14 protein-coding genes are annotated in these 16,013 nt (G+C 39.0%); 6 read left to right on the top strand and 8 right to left on the bottom strand.

Annotated elements, in window-relative coordinates:
* Positions 1-32: 32 nt before the first annotated feature.
* The 3 genes from hutU to hutC form a co-directional block, all read right to left on the bottom strand.
* Positions 33-1,700, bottom strand: coding sequence for a urocanate hydratase (hutU, locus tag AC52J8_RS00380; protein WP_014207979.1), 1,668 nt, complete (start codon positions 1,698-1,700; stop codon positions 33-35).
* A gap of 261 nt (positions 1,701-1,961) precedes the next feature.
* Entirely contained in the window at positions 1,962-2,537 is a 576-nt protein-coding gene (locus AC52J8_RS00375; RefSeq protein WP_032005044.1) for a HutD/Ves family protein, read from the bottom strand.
* Positions 2,534-3,286, bottom strand: a complete 753-nt coding sequence (gene hutC, locus AC52J8_RS00370) for a histidine utilization transcriptional repressor HutC (protein ID WP_014207981.1) — start codon at positions 3,284-3,286, stop codon at positions 2,534-2,536. The genes AC52J8_RS00375 and hutC overlap by 4 nt, the downstream gene beginning before the upstream one ends.
* Before the next feature lie 356 nt (positions 3,287-3,642).
* On the opposite strand from hutC, the gene AC52J8_RS00365 reads away from it, so the two are divergent.
* Entirely contained in the window at positions 3,643-4,755 is a 1,113-nt protein-coding gene (locus AC52J8_RS00365) for an acyltransferase family protein (protein ID WP_086399283.1), read from the top strand.
* A 34-nt stretch (positions 4,756-4,789) separates the two neighbouring features.
* On the opposite strand, the gene zigA is transcribed toward AC52J8_RS00365, so the two are convergent.
* The 3 genes from zigA to AC52J8_RS00350 all read right to left on the bottom strand — a co-directional run bounded on the left by zigA (position 4,790) and on the right by AC52J8_RS00350 (position 8,436).
* Positions 4,790-6,055, bottom strand: coding sequence for a zinc metallochaperone GTPase ZigA (gene zigA / locus AC52J8_RS00360; RefSeq protein ID WP_086399282.1), 1,266 nt, complete (start codon positions 6,053-6,055; stop codon positions 4,790-4,792).
* Between the two features lie 142 nt (positions 6,056-6,197).
* On the bottom strand, positions 6,198-6,884 hold the full coding sequence (gene zrlA, locus AC52J8_RS00355) for a D-Ala-D-Ala carboxypeptidase ZrlA (protein WP_086399281.1): 687 nt from the start codon (positions 6,882-6,884) through the stop codon (positions 6,198-6,200).
* A gap of 163 nt (positions 6,885-7,047) precedes the next feature.
* Positions 7,048-8,436: an amino acid permease gene (locus AC52J8_RS00350; RefSeq protein WP_057075442.1), complete on the bottom strand. Its 1,389-nt coding sequence runs from the start codon at positions 8,434-8,436 to the stop codon at positions 7,048-7,050.
* A 356-nt stretch (positions 8,437-8,792) separates the two neighbouring features.
* Here AC52J8_RS00350 and fahA point away from each other — a divergent pair, with 356 nt between their 5' ends.
* The 4 genes from fahA to AC52J8_RS00330 all read left to right on the top strand — a co-directional run bounded on the left by fahA (position 8,793) and on the right by AC52J8_RS00330 (position 12,359).
* Positions 8,793-10,100 (top strand): fumarylacetoacetase, encoded by a 1,308-nt coding sequence (gene fahA, locus AC52J8_RS00345; protein ID WP_005066628.1) that lies wholly within the window; start codon positions 8,793-8,795, stop codon positions 10,098-10,100.
* On the top strand, positions 10,087-10,719 hold the full coding sequence (maiA, locus tag AC52J8_RS00340) for a maleylacetoacetate isomerase (RefSeq protein ID WP_086399280.1): 633 nt from the start codon (positions 10,087-10,089) through the stop codon (positions 10,717-10,719). Before fahA ends, maiA begins: the two co-directional genes overlap by 14 nt.
* Before the next feature lie 17 nt (positions 10,720-10,736).
* Complete coding sequence (locus AC52J8_RS00335) at positions 10,737-11,285, top strand: VOC family protein (protein WP_002119119.1); 549 nt, start codon at positions 10,737-10,739, stop codon at positions 11,283-11,285.
* A 294-nt stretch (positions 11,286-11,579) separates the two neighbouring features.
* Positions 11,580-12,359, top strand: coding sequence for an IclR family transcriptional regulator (locus AC52J8_RS00330; RefSeq protein WP_005066619.1), 780 nt, complete (start codon positions 11,580-11,582; stop codon positions 12,357-12,359).
* A gap of 66 nt (positions 12,360-12,425) precedes the next feature.
* Here AC52J8_RS00330 and hppD read toward each other — a convergent pair whose 3' ends face one another.
* Complete coding sequence (gene hppD, locus AC52J8_RS00325; RefSeq protein WP_002119157.1) at positions 12,426-13,481, bottom strand: 4-hydroxyphenylpyruvate dioxygenase; 1,056 nt, start codon at positions 13,479-13,481, stop codon at positions 12,426-12,428.
* 528 nt (positions 13,482-14,009) lie between these two features.
* On the opposite strand from hppD, the gene AC52J8_RS00320 reads away from it, so the two are divergent.
* Entirely contained in the window at positions 14,010-14,480 is a 471-nt protein-coding gene (locus AC52J8_RS00320) for a 2-thiouracil desulfurase family protein (RefSeq protein WP_068929670.1), read from the top strand.
* Between the two features lie 20 nt (positions 14,481-14,500).
* On the opposite strand, the gene AC52J8_RS00315 is transcribed toward AC52J8_RS00320, so the two are convergent.
* Positions 14,501-15,844, bottom strand: coding sequence for an MATE family efflux transporter (locus AC52J8_RS00315; protein ID WP_086399279.1), 1,344 nt, complete (start codon positions 15,842-15,844; stop codon positions 14,501-14,503).
* Positions 15,845-16,013 lie beyond the last annotated feature (169 nt).

Raw genomic sequence — 16,013 nt, 5'->3', positions numbered from 1 at the left:
GCAAAAAGCACCGCTAGTTCTTCCGTGTATTTTTATTGCGTGATCATTGGCAAGTGTAGGCCTTGCTCTTTCGCACAGTTAATCGCAATTTCATAACCTGCATCGGCATGACGCATAACACCTGTTGCAGGGTCATTGGTCAATACGCGAGCAATACGTGCAGCAGCTTCATCTGTACCATCACACACAATCACAACACCTGAGTGTTGAGAGAAGCCCATACCTACACCACCACCGTGATGTAAAGACACCCAAGTTGCGCCGCCTGCTGTATTGAGCAACGCATTTAATAAAGGCCAGTCTGATACTGCATCTGAGCCGTCTTGCATTGCTTCAGTTTCACGGTTTGGACTTGCAACTGAACCTGAGTCTAAATGGTCACGACCAATCACAACTGGTGCAGACAATTCACCGCTACGAACCATTTCGTTAAATGCCAAACCAAGTTTTGCACGTAAGCCTAAACCAACCCAACAAATACGCGCAGGTAAGCCTTGGAAGCTAATGCGTTCACGTGCCATGTCTAACCAGTGATGTAAATGTTCATCATCAGGAATTAACTCTTTAACTTTGGCATCTGTTTTATAAATGTCTTCTGGGTCACCAGAAAGCGCTGCCCAACGGAATGGACCAATACCACGGCAGAACAATGGACGGATATAAGCAGGTACGAAACCTGGGAAATCAAAAGCGTTTGCTACACCTTCTTCTTTCGCCATTTGACGGATGTTGTTGCCATAGTCAAATGTTGGAACACCCATTTTTTGGAAATCAAGCATCGCTTGTACGTGTTTTGCCATCGACTGTTTTGCAGCTTTTACAACAGCTTCCGGTTCAGTTTTCGCACGTGCACGATATTCATCCCAAGTCCAGCCTACTGGTAAGTAGCCATTAAGTGGATCATGTGCACTTGTTTGGTCAGTCACCATATCTGGACGTACACCACGGCGTACAAGCTCAGGTAAAATTTCAGCAGCGTTACCATGAAGCGCAATTGAAATTGCTTTACCTTCTTTTGTATAGCGGTCAATACGCGCTAAAGCGTCATCTAAATCAGTCGCTTGTTCATCTACATAACGCGTACGTAAACGGAAATCGATGCTTGCTTGTTGGCATTCAATGTTTAAAGAACACGCACCTGCAAGTGTTGCAGCTAAAGGCTGAGCACCACCCATACCGCCTAAACCAGCAGTAAGAACCCAACGGCCTTTTAAATCACCGTTGTAGTGTTGGCGGCCTGCTTCAACGAAAGTTTCGTAAGTACCTTGTACAATACCTTGGCTACCAATGTAGATCCACGAACCTGCTGTCATTTGACCGTACATTGCAAGAGCTTTTGCATCTAATTCGTTGAAGTGTTCCCAGTTTGCCCAGTGTGGTACAAGGTTTGAGTTTGCAATTAAAACACGAGGTGCATCTTTATGAGTTTTAAATACACCTACTGGCTTGCCTGATTGAACTAATAACGTTTCATCAGTTTCAAGATTTTTTAAAGTATCTACAATTTTGTCGAAACATTCCCAGTTTCGTGCTGCACGACCAATACCACCGTATACAACCAACTCTTTCGGGTTTTCTGCAACGTCCGGATCAAGGTTATTCATCAACATACGTAATGGAGCTTCAGTTAACCAACTTTTAGCCGTCAATTCAGTGCCGCGTGGCGCACGAATTTCTACATCACGAAATTTTGTTGTCATTGTTGTCACAGGCGGACTCCTTCCTTTGAGCTTACATCAGCAGAACATCACTTGTTTCTGCATTTGTATAGTAATGTATTAACTTGTATATACATCCATATACTACACAAATATTTTTTGGCGTGAAGAGGGTGACTGATATTTTTTTAATAAAATTGAATAAGCTTATGAATTAAATTAGTTTATTTTTATATCAAGCATAAAAAAAGCACATATCTTTTCAGTAGACATGTGCTTTTGAATAAGCAAATTACTTAGGTTTTAACGTTGAATTAGCTCCATGACATAGCAGCTTTTGAGTTGTTTTTTGGGAAAACTAATCGATGTCACGCCAGCGTTTTTCTCAATTTTTAGTGTTTCTTGAGCAGCAAGCTGAACGGAATGATCATCAACGTTCACTTCCGTTTCACTACCCTGATTAAAAATGAAAATCAGGTCTGCCGAACTGATAAATGCCTGCTCCGCTGTATCATTCAACCACTGAAAACGAGCATGAAACTTTGCAGGATCATAAATTAAATTTAAATCTCGAATTGCACCGTCGACCAGTTCACTTTGGACCTGACTCTCGCCATGGAAAGCAAAAATATCACCTTGATTCAGCGTTTTGGCAGGAAGATCATCGACATGCAATACCATACCCTGTCCATCGAGTACGCTAATAATGCGCTGCTTATTGGGAAATAGCGAAAATGGCCCAGAAGTGGTCACATCTGCCATCGAAATACGCCAATCGAAATCAGCTTCACCTTGGCTTCTGGCAATTTCTAAAGTAAAACCTGCACCATTTTTCCAAAGCATTTTTGTATATTGATCGGCCCTGATCAGTTCAATCATGGGTTAAATTTCCCTTCGAGATAGTAGCGGCTACCCGGATAAATCAGACGCGCACTTGAAATGAGTTGTTTGTTTGACCATGTACGGCGACGGATCAGTAAGCATGGTTCAGCTTTGGTAATCTTTAACCACTTACACTCTTGAGGAGATGCTAAAACTGCCTCAACAATATGCTCACCTTCTGACACAGGTGCTTTTGCCATGAGGTAAGCATTCGGGGTAATGGTTTTAAAATCTTGTTCTAAATAATCTGGAATCAGTGCTGCATCAACTAAACGATCTTCGACCTGAACAGGTACATCATTTTCATAATGCACAATAATCGAATGAAATAATCTTTGCCCTTCGCGAGTCTGCATTAACACGCTTTGCTCTGCATTTGCATAAACTTGTTCTAGGACTAAAACTTCAGCGTGGTGCTTATGGTTTCGTGCAATAATCTCATCGGCAATATTATTAATTTGAAAAAGTGCAGTTCGGCCTTGCCCTTCAGCAACGAAAGAACCAACGCCTTGAATTCGAACAAGTAAGCCTTCTGTTGTTAACTCACGTAGCGCACGGTTTACCGTCATGCGGCTACAACCGAGTTGATTAACGAGTTCACTTTCCGAAGGAATTTTTTTATTTACAGCCCAAGAGCCTTCATAAATCTTTTGTGAAATCAGCTGTTTTACACGTTGGTATAGAGGAACTGGACTATCAGCTTCAATCGAAAGCTCAGCATGTTCTTGTTTTGATGTTCTGGGCATAACTAATTACTCAAAAAAGGCAGCAGGCAAAAACAGTATTTTAGTTGACATGCTATGTATATACAACCACATACAACATGTTAATTGATGGATTAAATAGATTTTAAAAAGTTTAAAAAATAAACATAGCTCAATAAGAGCTAATTTAAAGTTTTATGTAGAGAAATTCAAATATATAAAGGCTTTATCAATATTTATTTAATGGTTATTTCTGCTATGCCTGTGCTCAATTCAAGGATGTAAAAAGTATTGTCTTTTCTGATTTACGAAATGATGCTTAAAATTTTTATTTAAAATAACTGATCAATAGTATTCTTCTGCCACACAGTATATTAATAAAACTGGAAGCACATCGAATGCGTAATTATAAAATAGATATTCTGCGTGGAATGTCTATCCTTTTGGTTCTTTTACACCATTTTAATATTCCCTATAAACTTAAAGATACATGGTTAGGTTTTGATTTCTTAGGTGAAGCATTTAGCACAGTCATCGCAAGAAATGGAAATTATGGCGTCACCATGTTTTTTGTGATTTCGGGTTTTTTAATTACCCATCACACTTTAAAACGAGACAAACAATTTTCTGCAATTAACCTCAAGCATTTTTATATCCGACGAGCAGCGCGTATTTTACCGTGTCTGGTATTACTCATTTTAGGTGTAAGCATACTTGGTTCATTTGACTTAAAACCCTTTATGAACCAAGCGCCGAATGGCATTGAGGTCTCTTATCCTTTAACCATATTTGCAGCCTTAACTTTCTGGATGAATATCCTGATTATTAAATTCGGTTGGGTAAACTACGCTTTGGGAGTGTTGTGGTCGCTCTCTGTGGAAGAAGTTTTTTATTTTGTTTTTCCATTATTGTGCTTGCTTACGCGTAGTAATAAGGTCTTTGTTGCTGTACTAATTGGAGTCATTTTATATGGCCCTTATTTTAGATCTTTGCATTTTGGAGAAGAAAGCGGCGCCTATTTATATCACTATTTTTCGAGTTTTGATGGTATAGCAATTGGCTGTTTAACTGCCATTTTCTCTCATAAATATCGACCAGACTGGACTTATAAAAAACCTCTTTCGTGGTTGATTATTTTGAGTATGACCGCTCTATATTTATATGCGCCAATTAAAGAAGTCAGTACATGGGGTATCAGCTTATTTGCTTTTGCTACAGGTCTACTCATTTTGTGTTTTCAGCATCCTTCCGAAACACAGGCGCATAACCTATTGACCAAAGTGATGGTCTGGTTGGGGCAAAGAAGTTATGAAACTTATTTGTTTCATCTGGTTGTGCTGGGCCTTATGAAGGTTGCTTTTATTCCGGCTCAAACTGACTCTAGCATCAAAATTATGCTTTTAATTGGCTATCTGATTTTAACTTTCATCATTAGCGCAGCAATTGAAAAATATTATTCCACCCCACTTAACACCTACATTCGAAAGGTTTTCATTAAAGATAAATCATAAAAAAAAAGCCCCTTTTAAATAGGGGCTTTTTTAATTAAGCAATCAACATGGTTTCATCATCTTGCTTAAAAGGGTTCGACCAGCTCTGCCAAGCTTGTGGACCTAAAGCCATTTCTTCATCATTTAATAAACAACGGTCTAAGCGTTCTATTAAAGCTTGCTCATCCATTTGCATACCAATTAAAACCAGTTCCTGACGCGCATCTCCTGTGCGTGCATCCCAATTTTTCTTAATTTCTTCAATGCTGGCTAGGTCACTCGGCCAGTCTTCTTCTGCAACGGCGGCCCACCAATAACCTGCCAAGCCGTGCCGTGCCATCGCGCCTGCTTGTGACCATGAATAAGCCAATGTCGGTTCGGCAGCCAACCAGAAAAAGCCCTTAGAACGCACGACTCCCGGCCATTCAGCCTGAACCAAATCATAAAAACGCTCTGGATGGAAAGGTCGGCGAGCGCGGTAAACAAAGCTGCTGATTCCATACTCTTCAGTCTCTGGCGTATGCTCACCACGTAACTCTTTTAACCAGCCTGGTGCTTGGGCAGCTTCATTAAAATCGAATAATTGCGTATTTAAAATTTTATCTAAAGCGATCTTTCCAAATTGAGCAATTTCAATTCGGGCACGCGGGTTTAGAGTTTTTAAAATCGCGATAAGTTGGTCTTGCTGGGCTTGGTCAATCAGATCAATTTTATTCAGTATAATCACATCACAAAACTCGATTTGATCAATAAGAAGATCGACTACAGTTCTTTCATCTTGCTCACCTAATGATTCGCCACGTTGTTGCAGTGAGTCAACTGAACTGTAATCTTTAAGAAAATTAAAAGCATCGACTACCGTGACCATGGTGTCGAGTCGAGCGAACTCATTGAGTGAGTTTCCATCTTCATCTTCAAAGGTAAAGGTTTCTGCAACAGGTAATGGTTCTGAAATGCCTGTCGACTCAATCACCAATTGGTCAAAGCGTCCTTCATCAGCTAACCGTTTAACCTCAACCAATAAATCTTCGCGTAACGTACAACAGATACAGCCATTACTCATTTCAACCAGCTTTTCATCCGTTCTTGAAAGCTCTGCCCCACCTTCACGTACTAATGCAGCATCAATATTCACCTCAGACATATCATTGACAATCACGGCAATACGGCGGCCTTCACGATTATTTAAAATATGGTTGAGTAATGTGGTTTTTCCTGCACCCAAAAAGCCTGATAAAACAGTGACGGGAAGCTTGGCAAATGAGTTGGCGATTGCAGTGCGCATGGCTTGATCTCTTTGAATAATATTTAAACTGATCATGGCTGGCCATTTAAATATGGCCAGATCACAGGCGTAATCTATTTCTAAACCACAATAATGTTATGTTATAACATAACTATTGATCAAGTTTTTATTCCGCTTTTATTTAAATCAATTTACTTAGTCATTGAAAAAATTGCTTTTATAGTCCCTGACAAATTGAGGTTTTATAGTGATGGTCAGGCCCCCATGCACGGAATCCTTGGCTATCAATATGGATTTGCCCTGAAGCATAAACACCTAGTCCCATATTAAGCGCTTGGCCTTTTGTGGCCCAAAACTGACAAAGTTTGGTTTTAGTTTGCTGAATATTGAATTGGTCTAAATCGGTAGGCTGTTCTGGGCCAATTCGAAAATCAAGCGCTGCATTAAAGACATGTCGAGAAGCATCAGCACCACCTGCACAGCGGTTTAGAGACAACGCTCGGTAGACCGAAGTCACTTCAAAATCATTAATTACGCCATCCTCAACTAACGCTTTTAAAATGCTAAGCGTCGGAACAATATTGGACCAAATCTCTCTTGGTGGCACCGCATAAGGCTCAACTCCACATTTTTGCCAATCTCGAGCCGAGCTTAATAATTCATGGTCTGGAACTAAATTCGCAAGCCCTTTTTGCTTAAGAAATTGCTTGTAAGCTTGTACAGCCTGTCGATGGTCTGCTGAAGCTAACCACGCAACATACGCCTCGGGTTGAGACTTTATTTTGACCACTGGTTTTGTAGGTTGAGGTAAAGGTGTTTGGGTATGCAGTGGGGTTGTTGGCTTGGGTGTTTGAGTGCTACATGCTGTGAGAGATAATAAAATTAAACCGAAATAACGCTTCATAAATATGCTCTATCTTCACCAAAAATGGGAAAATTGCTCATCATTAAATTAATGAAATGTTATATTATAACAATAATAAAATCCTTTAATTTCTGTTGCTAAATTTTAAAAATAAAAAAGGACGCCTGTCAGACGTCCTTTTTAGATACAACTCAATAATTTATTAAATATCTGCTTCTAAGGCAGGTACAGACTGCTCAGCTTTTAATTTTCGGCGTTTAAATTGGTAAGCCACCATCAAACACAAAATCCAGCCAGGAATCATCATGACCGCAACACGCATATCTGGTGTTAAAGACATCACGACCAAAATACCCAGCATAAACAGTATGCATAGATAGTTGCTAAACGGATACATAAAGCTTGGGAACTTCGTTGTTTGCCCTTGGCGCTGCATATATTTGCGGAATTTTAAATGCGTCCATGAAATTACAACCCAGTTAATTACAATCGCTGCAACCACCAGCATCATGAGTAAACCAAATGCTTTTTCAGGGAAAATATAATTTAACAGTACACATAAAATAGTGACTGCCGCAGAAAGGATCACTGCATTGGTTGGAATACCGCGTTTATTAATACGTGCAAATACTTTTGGTGCATTTCCTTGTTGCGCAAGGCCTAACAACATACGGCTACTGCAATAACTTGTCCCGTTATAAACTGAAACAGCAGCAGTCAAAATTACAAAGTTTAATAACGTTGCAATGCCTTGGCTATCTAAAGAAGCAAAGACCATTACAAACGGACTTCCGCCTTGTGCCATTTGGTTCCATGGGAACAGCGAGAATAAAACAAAAAGCGTCGCAATATAGAAAATCAAAATACGGTAAATAATTTGATTCACAGCTTTAGGTAAAGTTTTATCAGGATCACGTGCTTCAGCTGCAGTAATACCGAAAAGCTCAATACCACCAAAAGCAAAAATAATGACCGCCATTGCCATCACTAAGCCTTCAACACCAAACGGGAAGAAACCGCCAAGTGCCCAGAGGTTTGAAATGCTTGCCTGTGGACCTGCTGTGCCTGTTGCAAGTAGATATGAACCAAAGCCAATCATTGCAAGAATTGCTAAGATTTTGACAATAGAAAACCAAAATTCCATTTCGCCAAAAAACTTAACGTGTAGCAGATTAATGCCATTAATTAAGACAAAGAAAGTTAAAGCAGATGCCCACGTCGGGATTTGCGGCCACCAATATTGAATGTAAAGACCAATTGCGCTTAGTTCTGCCATACAGACGAGTACATTGAGTACCCAATAGTTCCATCCTGACATGAACCCTGCAAATGGTCCCCAATATTTGTAGGCAAAATGACTAAAAGAACCACTGACTGGCTCTTCAACTACCATTTCACCAAGCTGACGCATCATTAAAAAAGCAATAAATCCTGCAATGGCATAACCGAGGATGACCGATGGACCTGCTAATTTAATCGATTGTGATATACCAAGAAAAAGCCCTGTGCCAATCGCCCCACCCAATGCAATAAGCTGGATGTGCCGATTACTCAAACCATGTTTCAGGTTTCCTTGCTCTTGTGCTGACATATGATTATTCTCATCCGTGTCACGTAATTTTTTTCCAATAAATTACGTATATCATAAATTGATCAAACTTTCATAGAGATTCATGAAAAAATAATTGCGTGACTTTTCTCATGACCGCGAATGAAAACAGAAAATACAAGAAATGACAATTATTATGAAATGTGTAATTAAATTATGTATTGCGTAATTTGATGAATTCAGTATTATAGAGACATGAAGCAATTGGTTGTGCTCGGTCTATATCAAACTCATAAGGCAAAAGATGATCTAAGCAAAGGTTAAAACTTATTGAGTAGCTCAGTCCTAGACCGAACTTTTATTTGTATAAGACCCGAGATAAAGACAAGGAAGCGAAAATGGAACAAAAACTAAACTCTTTTATTGAAGTTTCACCTCAATCAGATTTCACTATTCATAATTTGCCTTACGGTGTTTTTAGCAGAGCTAACGAAAGTGAGCGTCAAGTTGGTGTAGCTATTGGTGATTGGGTGATTGATCTCGCTGCTCTTGAAAAGCACGGTCTTTTAAAACTTTCAGAACAAGACACATACTTTAACCAGCCTACTCTGAATAAATTTATCGAGTCTGGCAAAGCCAACTGGTCAAAAGTTCGTAAGACACTACAGTCTCTTCTCTCGGTTGAAAATTTAACGCTTCAAGAAAATGAAGCATTGCGTCAGGAAGTTTTGGTTAAGCAAGACAGCGTTACTTTGCATTTACCACTTCAAGTATCTGGTTATACCGATTTCTATTCTTCTAAAGAACATGCGACCAATGTAGGCTGTATGTTCCGCGACCCTAAAAATGCTTTACTGCCAAACTGGACTGAATTGCCTGTTGGTTACAATGGCCGTGCTAGTTCTGTTGTAGTCAGTGGCACTCAAGTCGTACGTCCATCTGGACAAATTAAACTTCCAAATGAAGAGCGCCCAGTTTTCTCAGCTACGCGTAAACTCGATTTCGAACTTGAAACAGCATTTGTTATTGGTAAACCAACAGAGCTTGGCCAGCCAATCTCAATTGAAAATGCTTGGGATCATATTTTTGGAATGGTATTACTCAATGACTGGTCAGCACGCGATATCCAGCAATGGGAATATGTGCCTCTAGGCCCTTTCAATTCAAAATCATTTGCTAGTGCCATCTCACCTTGGGTAGTCACACTTGAAGCACTTGAGCCATTTAAAGTGGAAGGCCCAAAACAAGAGCCTAAACCTTTAGCGTATCTACAAGAAAATATCGCGAATAGTTATGACATTAATTTGAGTGTTGAAATTCAAAGCCCGAAATCGGCACAAGCTGACGTGATTTGCCAAACTAATTTCAAATATATGTACTGGTCTATGGCTCAACAGCTTACTCACCACACCATTGGCGGCTGTAATGTTCAGGTTGGTGATTTAATGGGTTCAGGTACCATTTCAGGTTCTACACCTGACTCTTATGGCAGCTTGCTTGAGCTTACATGGAACACCACCAAGCCTTTAACACTTGCCAATGGTGAAACTCGTGGTTTCTTGCAAGACGGCGATACCCTGATCATGAAAGGTCATTGTGAGAAAAATGGTATTCGCATTGGCTTCGGTGAAGTTCGAAATACAGTCCTTCCTGCATTAAATTTCGATTTTGCAGAAACTTCGGAGCCTGACTATGAAGCTGTATAGTTACTTTCGTAGCTCTGCAGCCTACAGAGTACGGATTGGTCTAAACATTAAGGGTTTAGCTTATGAGACTGTTCCGGTTCATCTGGTAAAAAACGAACAGCAAAGCGAAGACTATTTAGAGTTAAACCGCAGTGCTCTAGTCCCGACTTTAATTGACGGCGATTTAACCTTGTCCCAATCGTTAAGTATTTTGGAATATCTGGATGAACAATACTCAGAAACCAAATTACTTCCAAGTGATGTGCAAGAGAGAGCAAAAGTTCGCGCTTTTGCTCAAGCAATCGCTTGCGATATTCATCCATTAAATAACTTACGCGTACTGAAATATTTAAAAAATGACTTAAATGTTTCAGATGAGCAGAAAAACTATTGGTATCAGCACTGGATTATTAAAGGCTTTCAAAATCTCGAACAGTTACTTCAAGATTCAAATGGACAATTTTGCTTTGGACAACAAGCAACTATTGCCGATTGCTGCCTGATTCCACAGGTCTACAACGCGAAACGCTTCAAGATTGATTTATCTGCGTTTCCAAAAATTGAATCGATTTATCACCATTGTTTGTCTATCCCAGCCTTCTATAACGCGGCACCAGAACAACAATCAGATTGGGAATAGTAAAAAGGAGTTTTAATATGACATTTGCCATTAAAAAAATACATCACGTTGCATATCGTTGTAAGGATGCGAAAGAGACCGTTGAGTGGTATAAAAAAATGCTCAATATGGATTTCATTTTAGCTTTTGCTGAAGACCATGTGCCATCAACTAAAGCCTTTGACCCTTACATGCATCTATTCTTAGATGCTGGTCAAGGTAACGTTTTGGCATTTTTTGAATTGCCAACTCAACCAGAAATGGGTCGAGATGAAAATACACCGCAATGGGTACAGCATATTGCTTTTGAAGTTGAAGACTTAAATGCGCTGATGGCTGCCAAGCAACATTTAGAAGAAAATGGCGTGAAAGTCTTAGGTGTGACTAACCATGGCATTTTCCATTCGATTTACTTCTTCGATCCAAATGGCCATCGTTTAGAACTAACTTATAACGATGCTCATGCTGAAGAAAAAATTGCAAAAATTACAGAAGAAATGAAAACTGAAATGCTAGAGGAATGGAGCAAAACCAAACGCGCTCCGCACCATACTCATTTCTTGCATGAAGAAGAGTTAGGAACCTAATTTTTAAAGAGCGCACTAAAAAATCGGCATTGATTAGAATTGTTTTAAGAGCAGTTCTATATCAATGCCGATTTATATTATTTAAAACCGCTAAATTTCTAGAAAATTGCGCTATAAATAAGAGCATAGTGATTTTAGAAAATTGTTGGTTATTAAACATGTCAATTTCGCTAATAGAAAAAGGTGATTTCTATTTTTCACTAGGCTCAGGCATGATGTAAAACGCGCCAATTTCAATTTTTGTTTTGATCGTCACTGTTTAACAGCTGAAGTAAATTTATTAAGGGTATTTAAATGATTGAAGAAAAAGTATCTGGGGGGGTTCAATCACTTGAAGTCGGTTTATCTGTACTAAACGCCCTTTTGGAACACAATCAACCTATTATTCTCAAAGATCTGTCTAGCAAGCTAGAAATGCATCCTGCAAAGGTTCACCGCTATCTGGTTAGCCTTATTCGCATGGAATATGCAAAACAACTTGATGATGGGCAATATGCTTTAGGTGATCAGGCATGGCGCTTAGGTCTCAACTGTGTCCAGCATAGCGACACACTACAGCTGGTACAGCATTTAATTTACGACCTACAAAACAAAATTGGTTGCGGTATACAAATTAGTAAATGGTCACCAAAAGGCCCTGTCGTAGTTCAATCGATTGAATCAAACCACCCTATTTCGATTGTGACTAAAGTCGGCTCGATTATGCCTTTAGTCAATTCTGCTGCGGGACGTTTATTTGCTTCTTATCTTCCAGAGCATTTTGTTCGTCCTTTAATGGAAGCGGAATGGCAAAAGCATCAAGAACTTGGTCTAAACATCGCACCACAAAACTGGCAAGCATTTACAGAGCTTAAAGACACCATTCGCCAGCAACAAATGTCGGCAGCGAAAGGTGATTTATTGACAGGAATTAATGCGGTGGGTTTACCTGTATTTAACTCAAATCAAAGCATTGAGTTTTGTATTGTCGCATTGGATAGCGAAATGTTTTTACCAGTCGACCCTCACAGTAAAACGATTGAAATCTTAAAAAATGAAGTGAACCTCATCAATCAATATATTAAAAGTCGCTAATCAATAGCCATAAAAAAACCAAGAGATCAAACTCTTGGTTTTTTTAGATCAGGAATAAAGCTCAGCTTATTTAGTTTCTAAAACACCACGGCGAATCTGGTCACGTTCAATCGACTCAAATAACGCCTTGAAGTTACCTTCTCCAAAGCCGTCATCATCTTTACGTTGAATAAATTCAAAGAAAACTGGACCAATCATGTTTTCAGAGAAAATTTGCAATAACAGCTTTTTCTGACCGTCTTTAGTATTACCATCAAGCAAAATACCGCGCTGTTTTAATTCATCAGTCGGTTCACCATGCTCAGGTAAACGATCTTCTAGCATTTCATAATACGTATTTGGCGGCGGTGTCATAAATTTCAGACCAAGGCCTTTTAACTTATCCCAAGTCGAGATTAAGTCATCACAAATAAACGCGATATGCTGAATACCTTCGCCATTAAAGTCAGATAGGAACTCTGCAATTTGGCCGTTTCCTTTGTCTGAATCTTCGTTTAACGGAATACGGATCTTACCGTCAGGTGCTGTTAATGCTTTAGACGTTAAACCTGTATATTCACCTTTAATATCAAAGTAGCGAATTTCTTGGAAGTTAAAGATTTTTTCATAGAAGTTTGCCCAATACTCCATACGGCCTTTGTAGACGTTATGAGTTAAGTGGTCAATCTCGTTTAAGCCTGCCCCTACTGGACGTTTCTCGGCATCATCAAAGAAAACAAAGTCATTTTCATAAATATCACGGTCAACTAAAAAGATTGGCATACCACCAATACCTTTAATTGCCGGAATGTTGAGCTCCATTGGCCCAACTTTTGAATACATTGGTTCAGCACCAAGCTCTACTGCTTTTTGGAAAGCCTTTGCTGCATCACGTGTTTTGAAACCCATCGCACAAGCAGATGGACCATGTTCATTAAAGAAGAATGAAGCATAAGATTCTGGCTGATAATTCAGGATAATATTGATATTTCCTTGACGCCATAAGTACGCTTCTTTCGATTTATGCTTGGCTACTTTTGAAAAGCCGATTGTTTCAAAAACTGGATCTAATTCATTTTCTTTTGAAACAAACTCAATAAATGCAAAACCGCATAATTCTAATGGGTTCTCTAAAATATCCATCTAGTTTCCCTCTGGTGATTACCTGTTCCGTTTATCTCTATTGCTGATGAACTCAGCTCCTTTCTCTATAGAATACGTTGCTATTGGGTGAAGACTTGAACCGTCAAATTGGCTTAACCCAACGCATCCTATGAGAAAAAAACGAGTCATTAAAACGAAGATATGATGAGCGTAGAGCCTTTAATGATTAATTTCCGTTCCATGTGGTGTTTATTTTCCATACACACTGTCCTTTGTTATCTAAAAGTACGATTGAGATTTTTCAATAAACCCTTAAAAATCGTCTTTTCCTAAAAATCATTTATAGATTTATGGAGACCAACATCCTTGTTGGATCTCCAATGGCCATTTACCTTGAATTAGATGCTACTAAAAACAAATAAATTATGCAATACATAACTTAATTATGAATTGCATAATTTTAGTAATCTTTTAATTTGCCTGTTTTTAAAATCAATTGTCATATTTCATATTCTGTTTATGATTCTTTATCTTCAAAAATCTCTCTTGCTTTGAGTTTGGAAAACTATGCTTTTAGTCAGCGCATGTTTAATTGGTGAACCTGTTCGATATGATGGTAAATCCTGTCCAAATACCCGACTTAAGCAGCTATTAATCAATAAAAAAGCCCAAGCATTATGCCCAGAGCTATTAGGTGGTTTTACCACTCCCCGTTTACCTGCAGAAATTGTGGGCGGAACAGGTCAAGATGTGCTTGATGGCAAAGCAAGAATTACTGATTCATCTGGTTTAGATGTAACAGAATTATATTTAAAAGGTGCTTACCGCACCCTAGAAGTTGCACAGCAAATAAAAGCGACTTGTGTGGTTTTAAAAGAGAATAGCCCATCTTGTGGTAGCCAAAAAATTTATAACGGTACTTTTCAAGGTGAGAAAATTACGGGAGTTGGAATCACCACGGCGCTTTTGCAGCGCCATGGCTTTGAAGTAATTTCTGAAAATGAGATTGAAGATTGGTTAGTAGAACATCCTCTTTAAGAGTGTGTTGATCTACCTAATCAAAAACCTCTTAATTGTTTTCTAAAATGGAAACAGATGGCACTCATTAGACAAGCCACTAAATAACTTATGGCAGCCATCCACCAGAAGCCATAAATTCCCATCGCAGAAATCGAGATATCTTGCCAATACATTCCTTTGTAGGCCATCCACCAACCACCGCCTAATCCGAAACATAACACCACGACCAAGAAAATCAGCATTGGTAAAATCGACACATCCCAACAACGCAGCAAAGAGGTCAATAACGTCATTAAGCCATCTAGAAAGTGAGACATACAGACAATCAACAGCAGTGATGCTGCCAAAATCTGAACAGCCAAATCATCTGAATATAACGTGACAATTAAGTCCCTCTCCAGCCATAAACACAGGGATAGACTGCCACTCACTGCCATAATCACCCATATACTTTGTCTGGCAATTTTGTTTGCTTCTTCCATGTTTCCGCTGCCCATAGATCGTGACACTAAAATGCTATAAGCCGAGGCAATTGACGAAGGAAAAATAAACATGAACCCGCCAGTGCTCGCGACAATTTGATGGGCTGCAGACACCACACTCCCGAAAGGTAAAATCAGAATAGCAACCGAACAAAATGCAACAACATCCATCAACGCCATGATTGCTGTCGGGATACCTATTTTTAAAATCATACGCAGACTTTGGCGGCTATCTTCAACTGACTGCTCTGGTTGTTCAATAAAGATGTAGCTTTTCTCTAAGAAAAACAGGTAATAAACAGCCAACATAAACCACCGCACAATGAGAGTGGCTAACAAAGCCCCTATCGCACCGAGTGGCGGAATTGAAAATAAAGCAACACCATAAATTAAAAGATAGGACAAAATAATTTTAAGAATGAAGAAAATGCTATCTGATAGTAAAACCTTATGCGCATTTTCAGTGACCTGAGACAAAGCTGTAAATAAGCGCATCAGTAAATGGGCAGGTAAAATAAATACCAAAGCCCAAATACAGTTTTTAGTAATTGAAATGACATGTTCAGATGCTCCAAACAATTTTGGTAAATCACGGAACAAGTAAAGCAAGCCAATACTCAGCAATGCCGAACATAACATCAGCCAAATGCCTTGAATAAAAATTTGACGAATGCGTGGTATGTCATGGCAACCATAAGCTTCTGAAAGCTTGAGCATCACACCTTGCAGAATTCCCATACCAATGACATAAACCACTGTATATAAAGATAAGGTCACCGATAATGCTGCTACATGATCGTTACTAAAATGCCCTACATAAGCAATATCAATCAATCCACTTAAAACTAGAATTAAATTGCTTGAGAGCATGGGAATAAATAATTTAAAAATCTGGTTCATCTAGAAAATGCCTTATTTTTCTTTACGATTTATACTCATATTCACGTTATTTTTAGTGCATCAATTCAAAGCAAAAGACATACCAGTTCTAGCTTTAGCTCCCCTAAAATATGCTTTAAATAAAAAGGCCAAACTATTCGTTTGGCCTTCTTTCCTAATGAATGTTGTT

It is taken from the genome of Acinetobacter sp. S-1 (assembly GCF_059579785.1).
This window is presented reverse-complemented; position numbering and strand designations above follow the sequence as displayed.

Bases quoted from the DNA above. Each gene is read 5' to 3' on its own strand.
- AC52J8_RS00350 (WP_057075442.1), bottom strand. From the start codon at position 8,436: ATGTCAGCACAAGAGCAAGGAAACCTGAAACATGGTTTGAGTAATCGG.
- AC52J8_RS00335 (WP_002119119.1), top strand. From the start codon at position 10,737: ATGACATTTGCCATTAAAAAAATACATCACGTTGCATATCGTTGTAAG.
- AC52J8_RS00320 (WP_068929670.1), top strand. From the start codon at position 14,010: ATGCTTTTAGTCAGCGCATGTTTAATTGGTGAACCTGTTCGATATGAT.
- AC52J8_RS00330 (WP_005066619.1), top strand. From the start codon at position 11,580: ATGATTGAAGAAAAAGTATCTGGGGGGGTTCAATCACTTGAAGTCGGT.
- zigA (WP_086399282.1), bottom strand. From the start codon at position 6,055: ATGATCAGTTTAAATATTATTCAAAGAGATCAAGCCATGCGCACTGCA.
- AC52J8_RS00315 (WP_086399279.1), bottom strand. From the start codon at position 15,844: ATGAACCAGATTTTTAAATTATTTATTCCCATGCTCTCAAGCAATTTA.
- hppD (WP_002119157.1), bottom strand. From the start codon at position 13,481: ATGGATATTTTAGAGAACCCATTAGAATTATGCGGTTTTGCATTTATT.
- AC52J8_RS00365 (WP_086399283.1), top strand. From the start codon at position 3,643: ATGCGTAATTATAAAATAGATATTCTGCGTGGAATGTCTATCCTTTTG.
- fahA (WP_005066628.1), top strand. From the start codon at position 8,793: ATGGAACAAAAACTAAACTCTTTTATTGAAGTTTCACCTCAATCAGAT.
- zrlA (WP_086399281.1), bottom strand. From the start codon at position 6,884: ATGAAGCGTTATTTCGGTTTAATTTTATTATCTCTCACAGCATGTAGC.
- hutU (WP_014207979.1), bottom strand. From the start codon at position 1,700: ATGACAACAAAATTTCGTGATGTAGAAATTCGTGCGCCACGCGGCACT.
- maiA (WP_086399280.1), top strand. From the start codon at position 10,087: ATGAAGCTGTATAGTTACTTTCGTAGCTCTGCAGCCTACAGAGTACGG.
- AC52J8_RS00375 (WP_032005044.1), bottom strand. From the start codon at position 2,537: ATGATTGAACTGATCAGGGCCGATCAATATACAAAAATGCTTTGGAAA.
- hutC (WP_014207981.1), bottom strand. From the start codon at position 3,286: ATGCCCAGAACATCAAAACAAGAACATGCTGAGCTTTCGATTGAAGCT.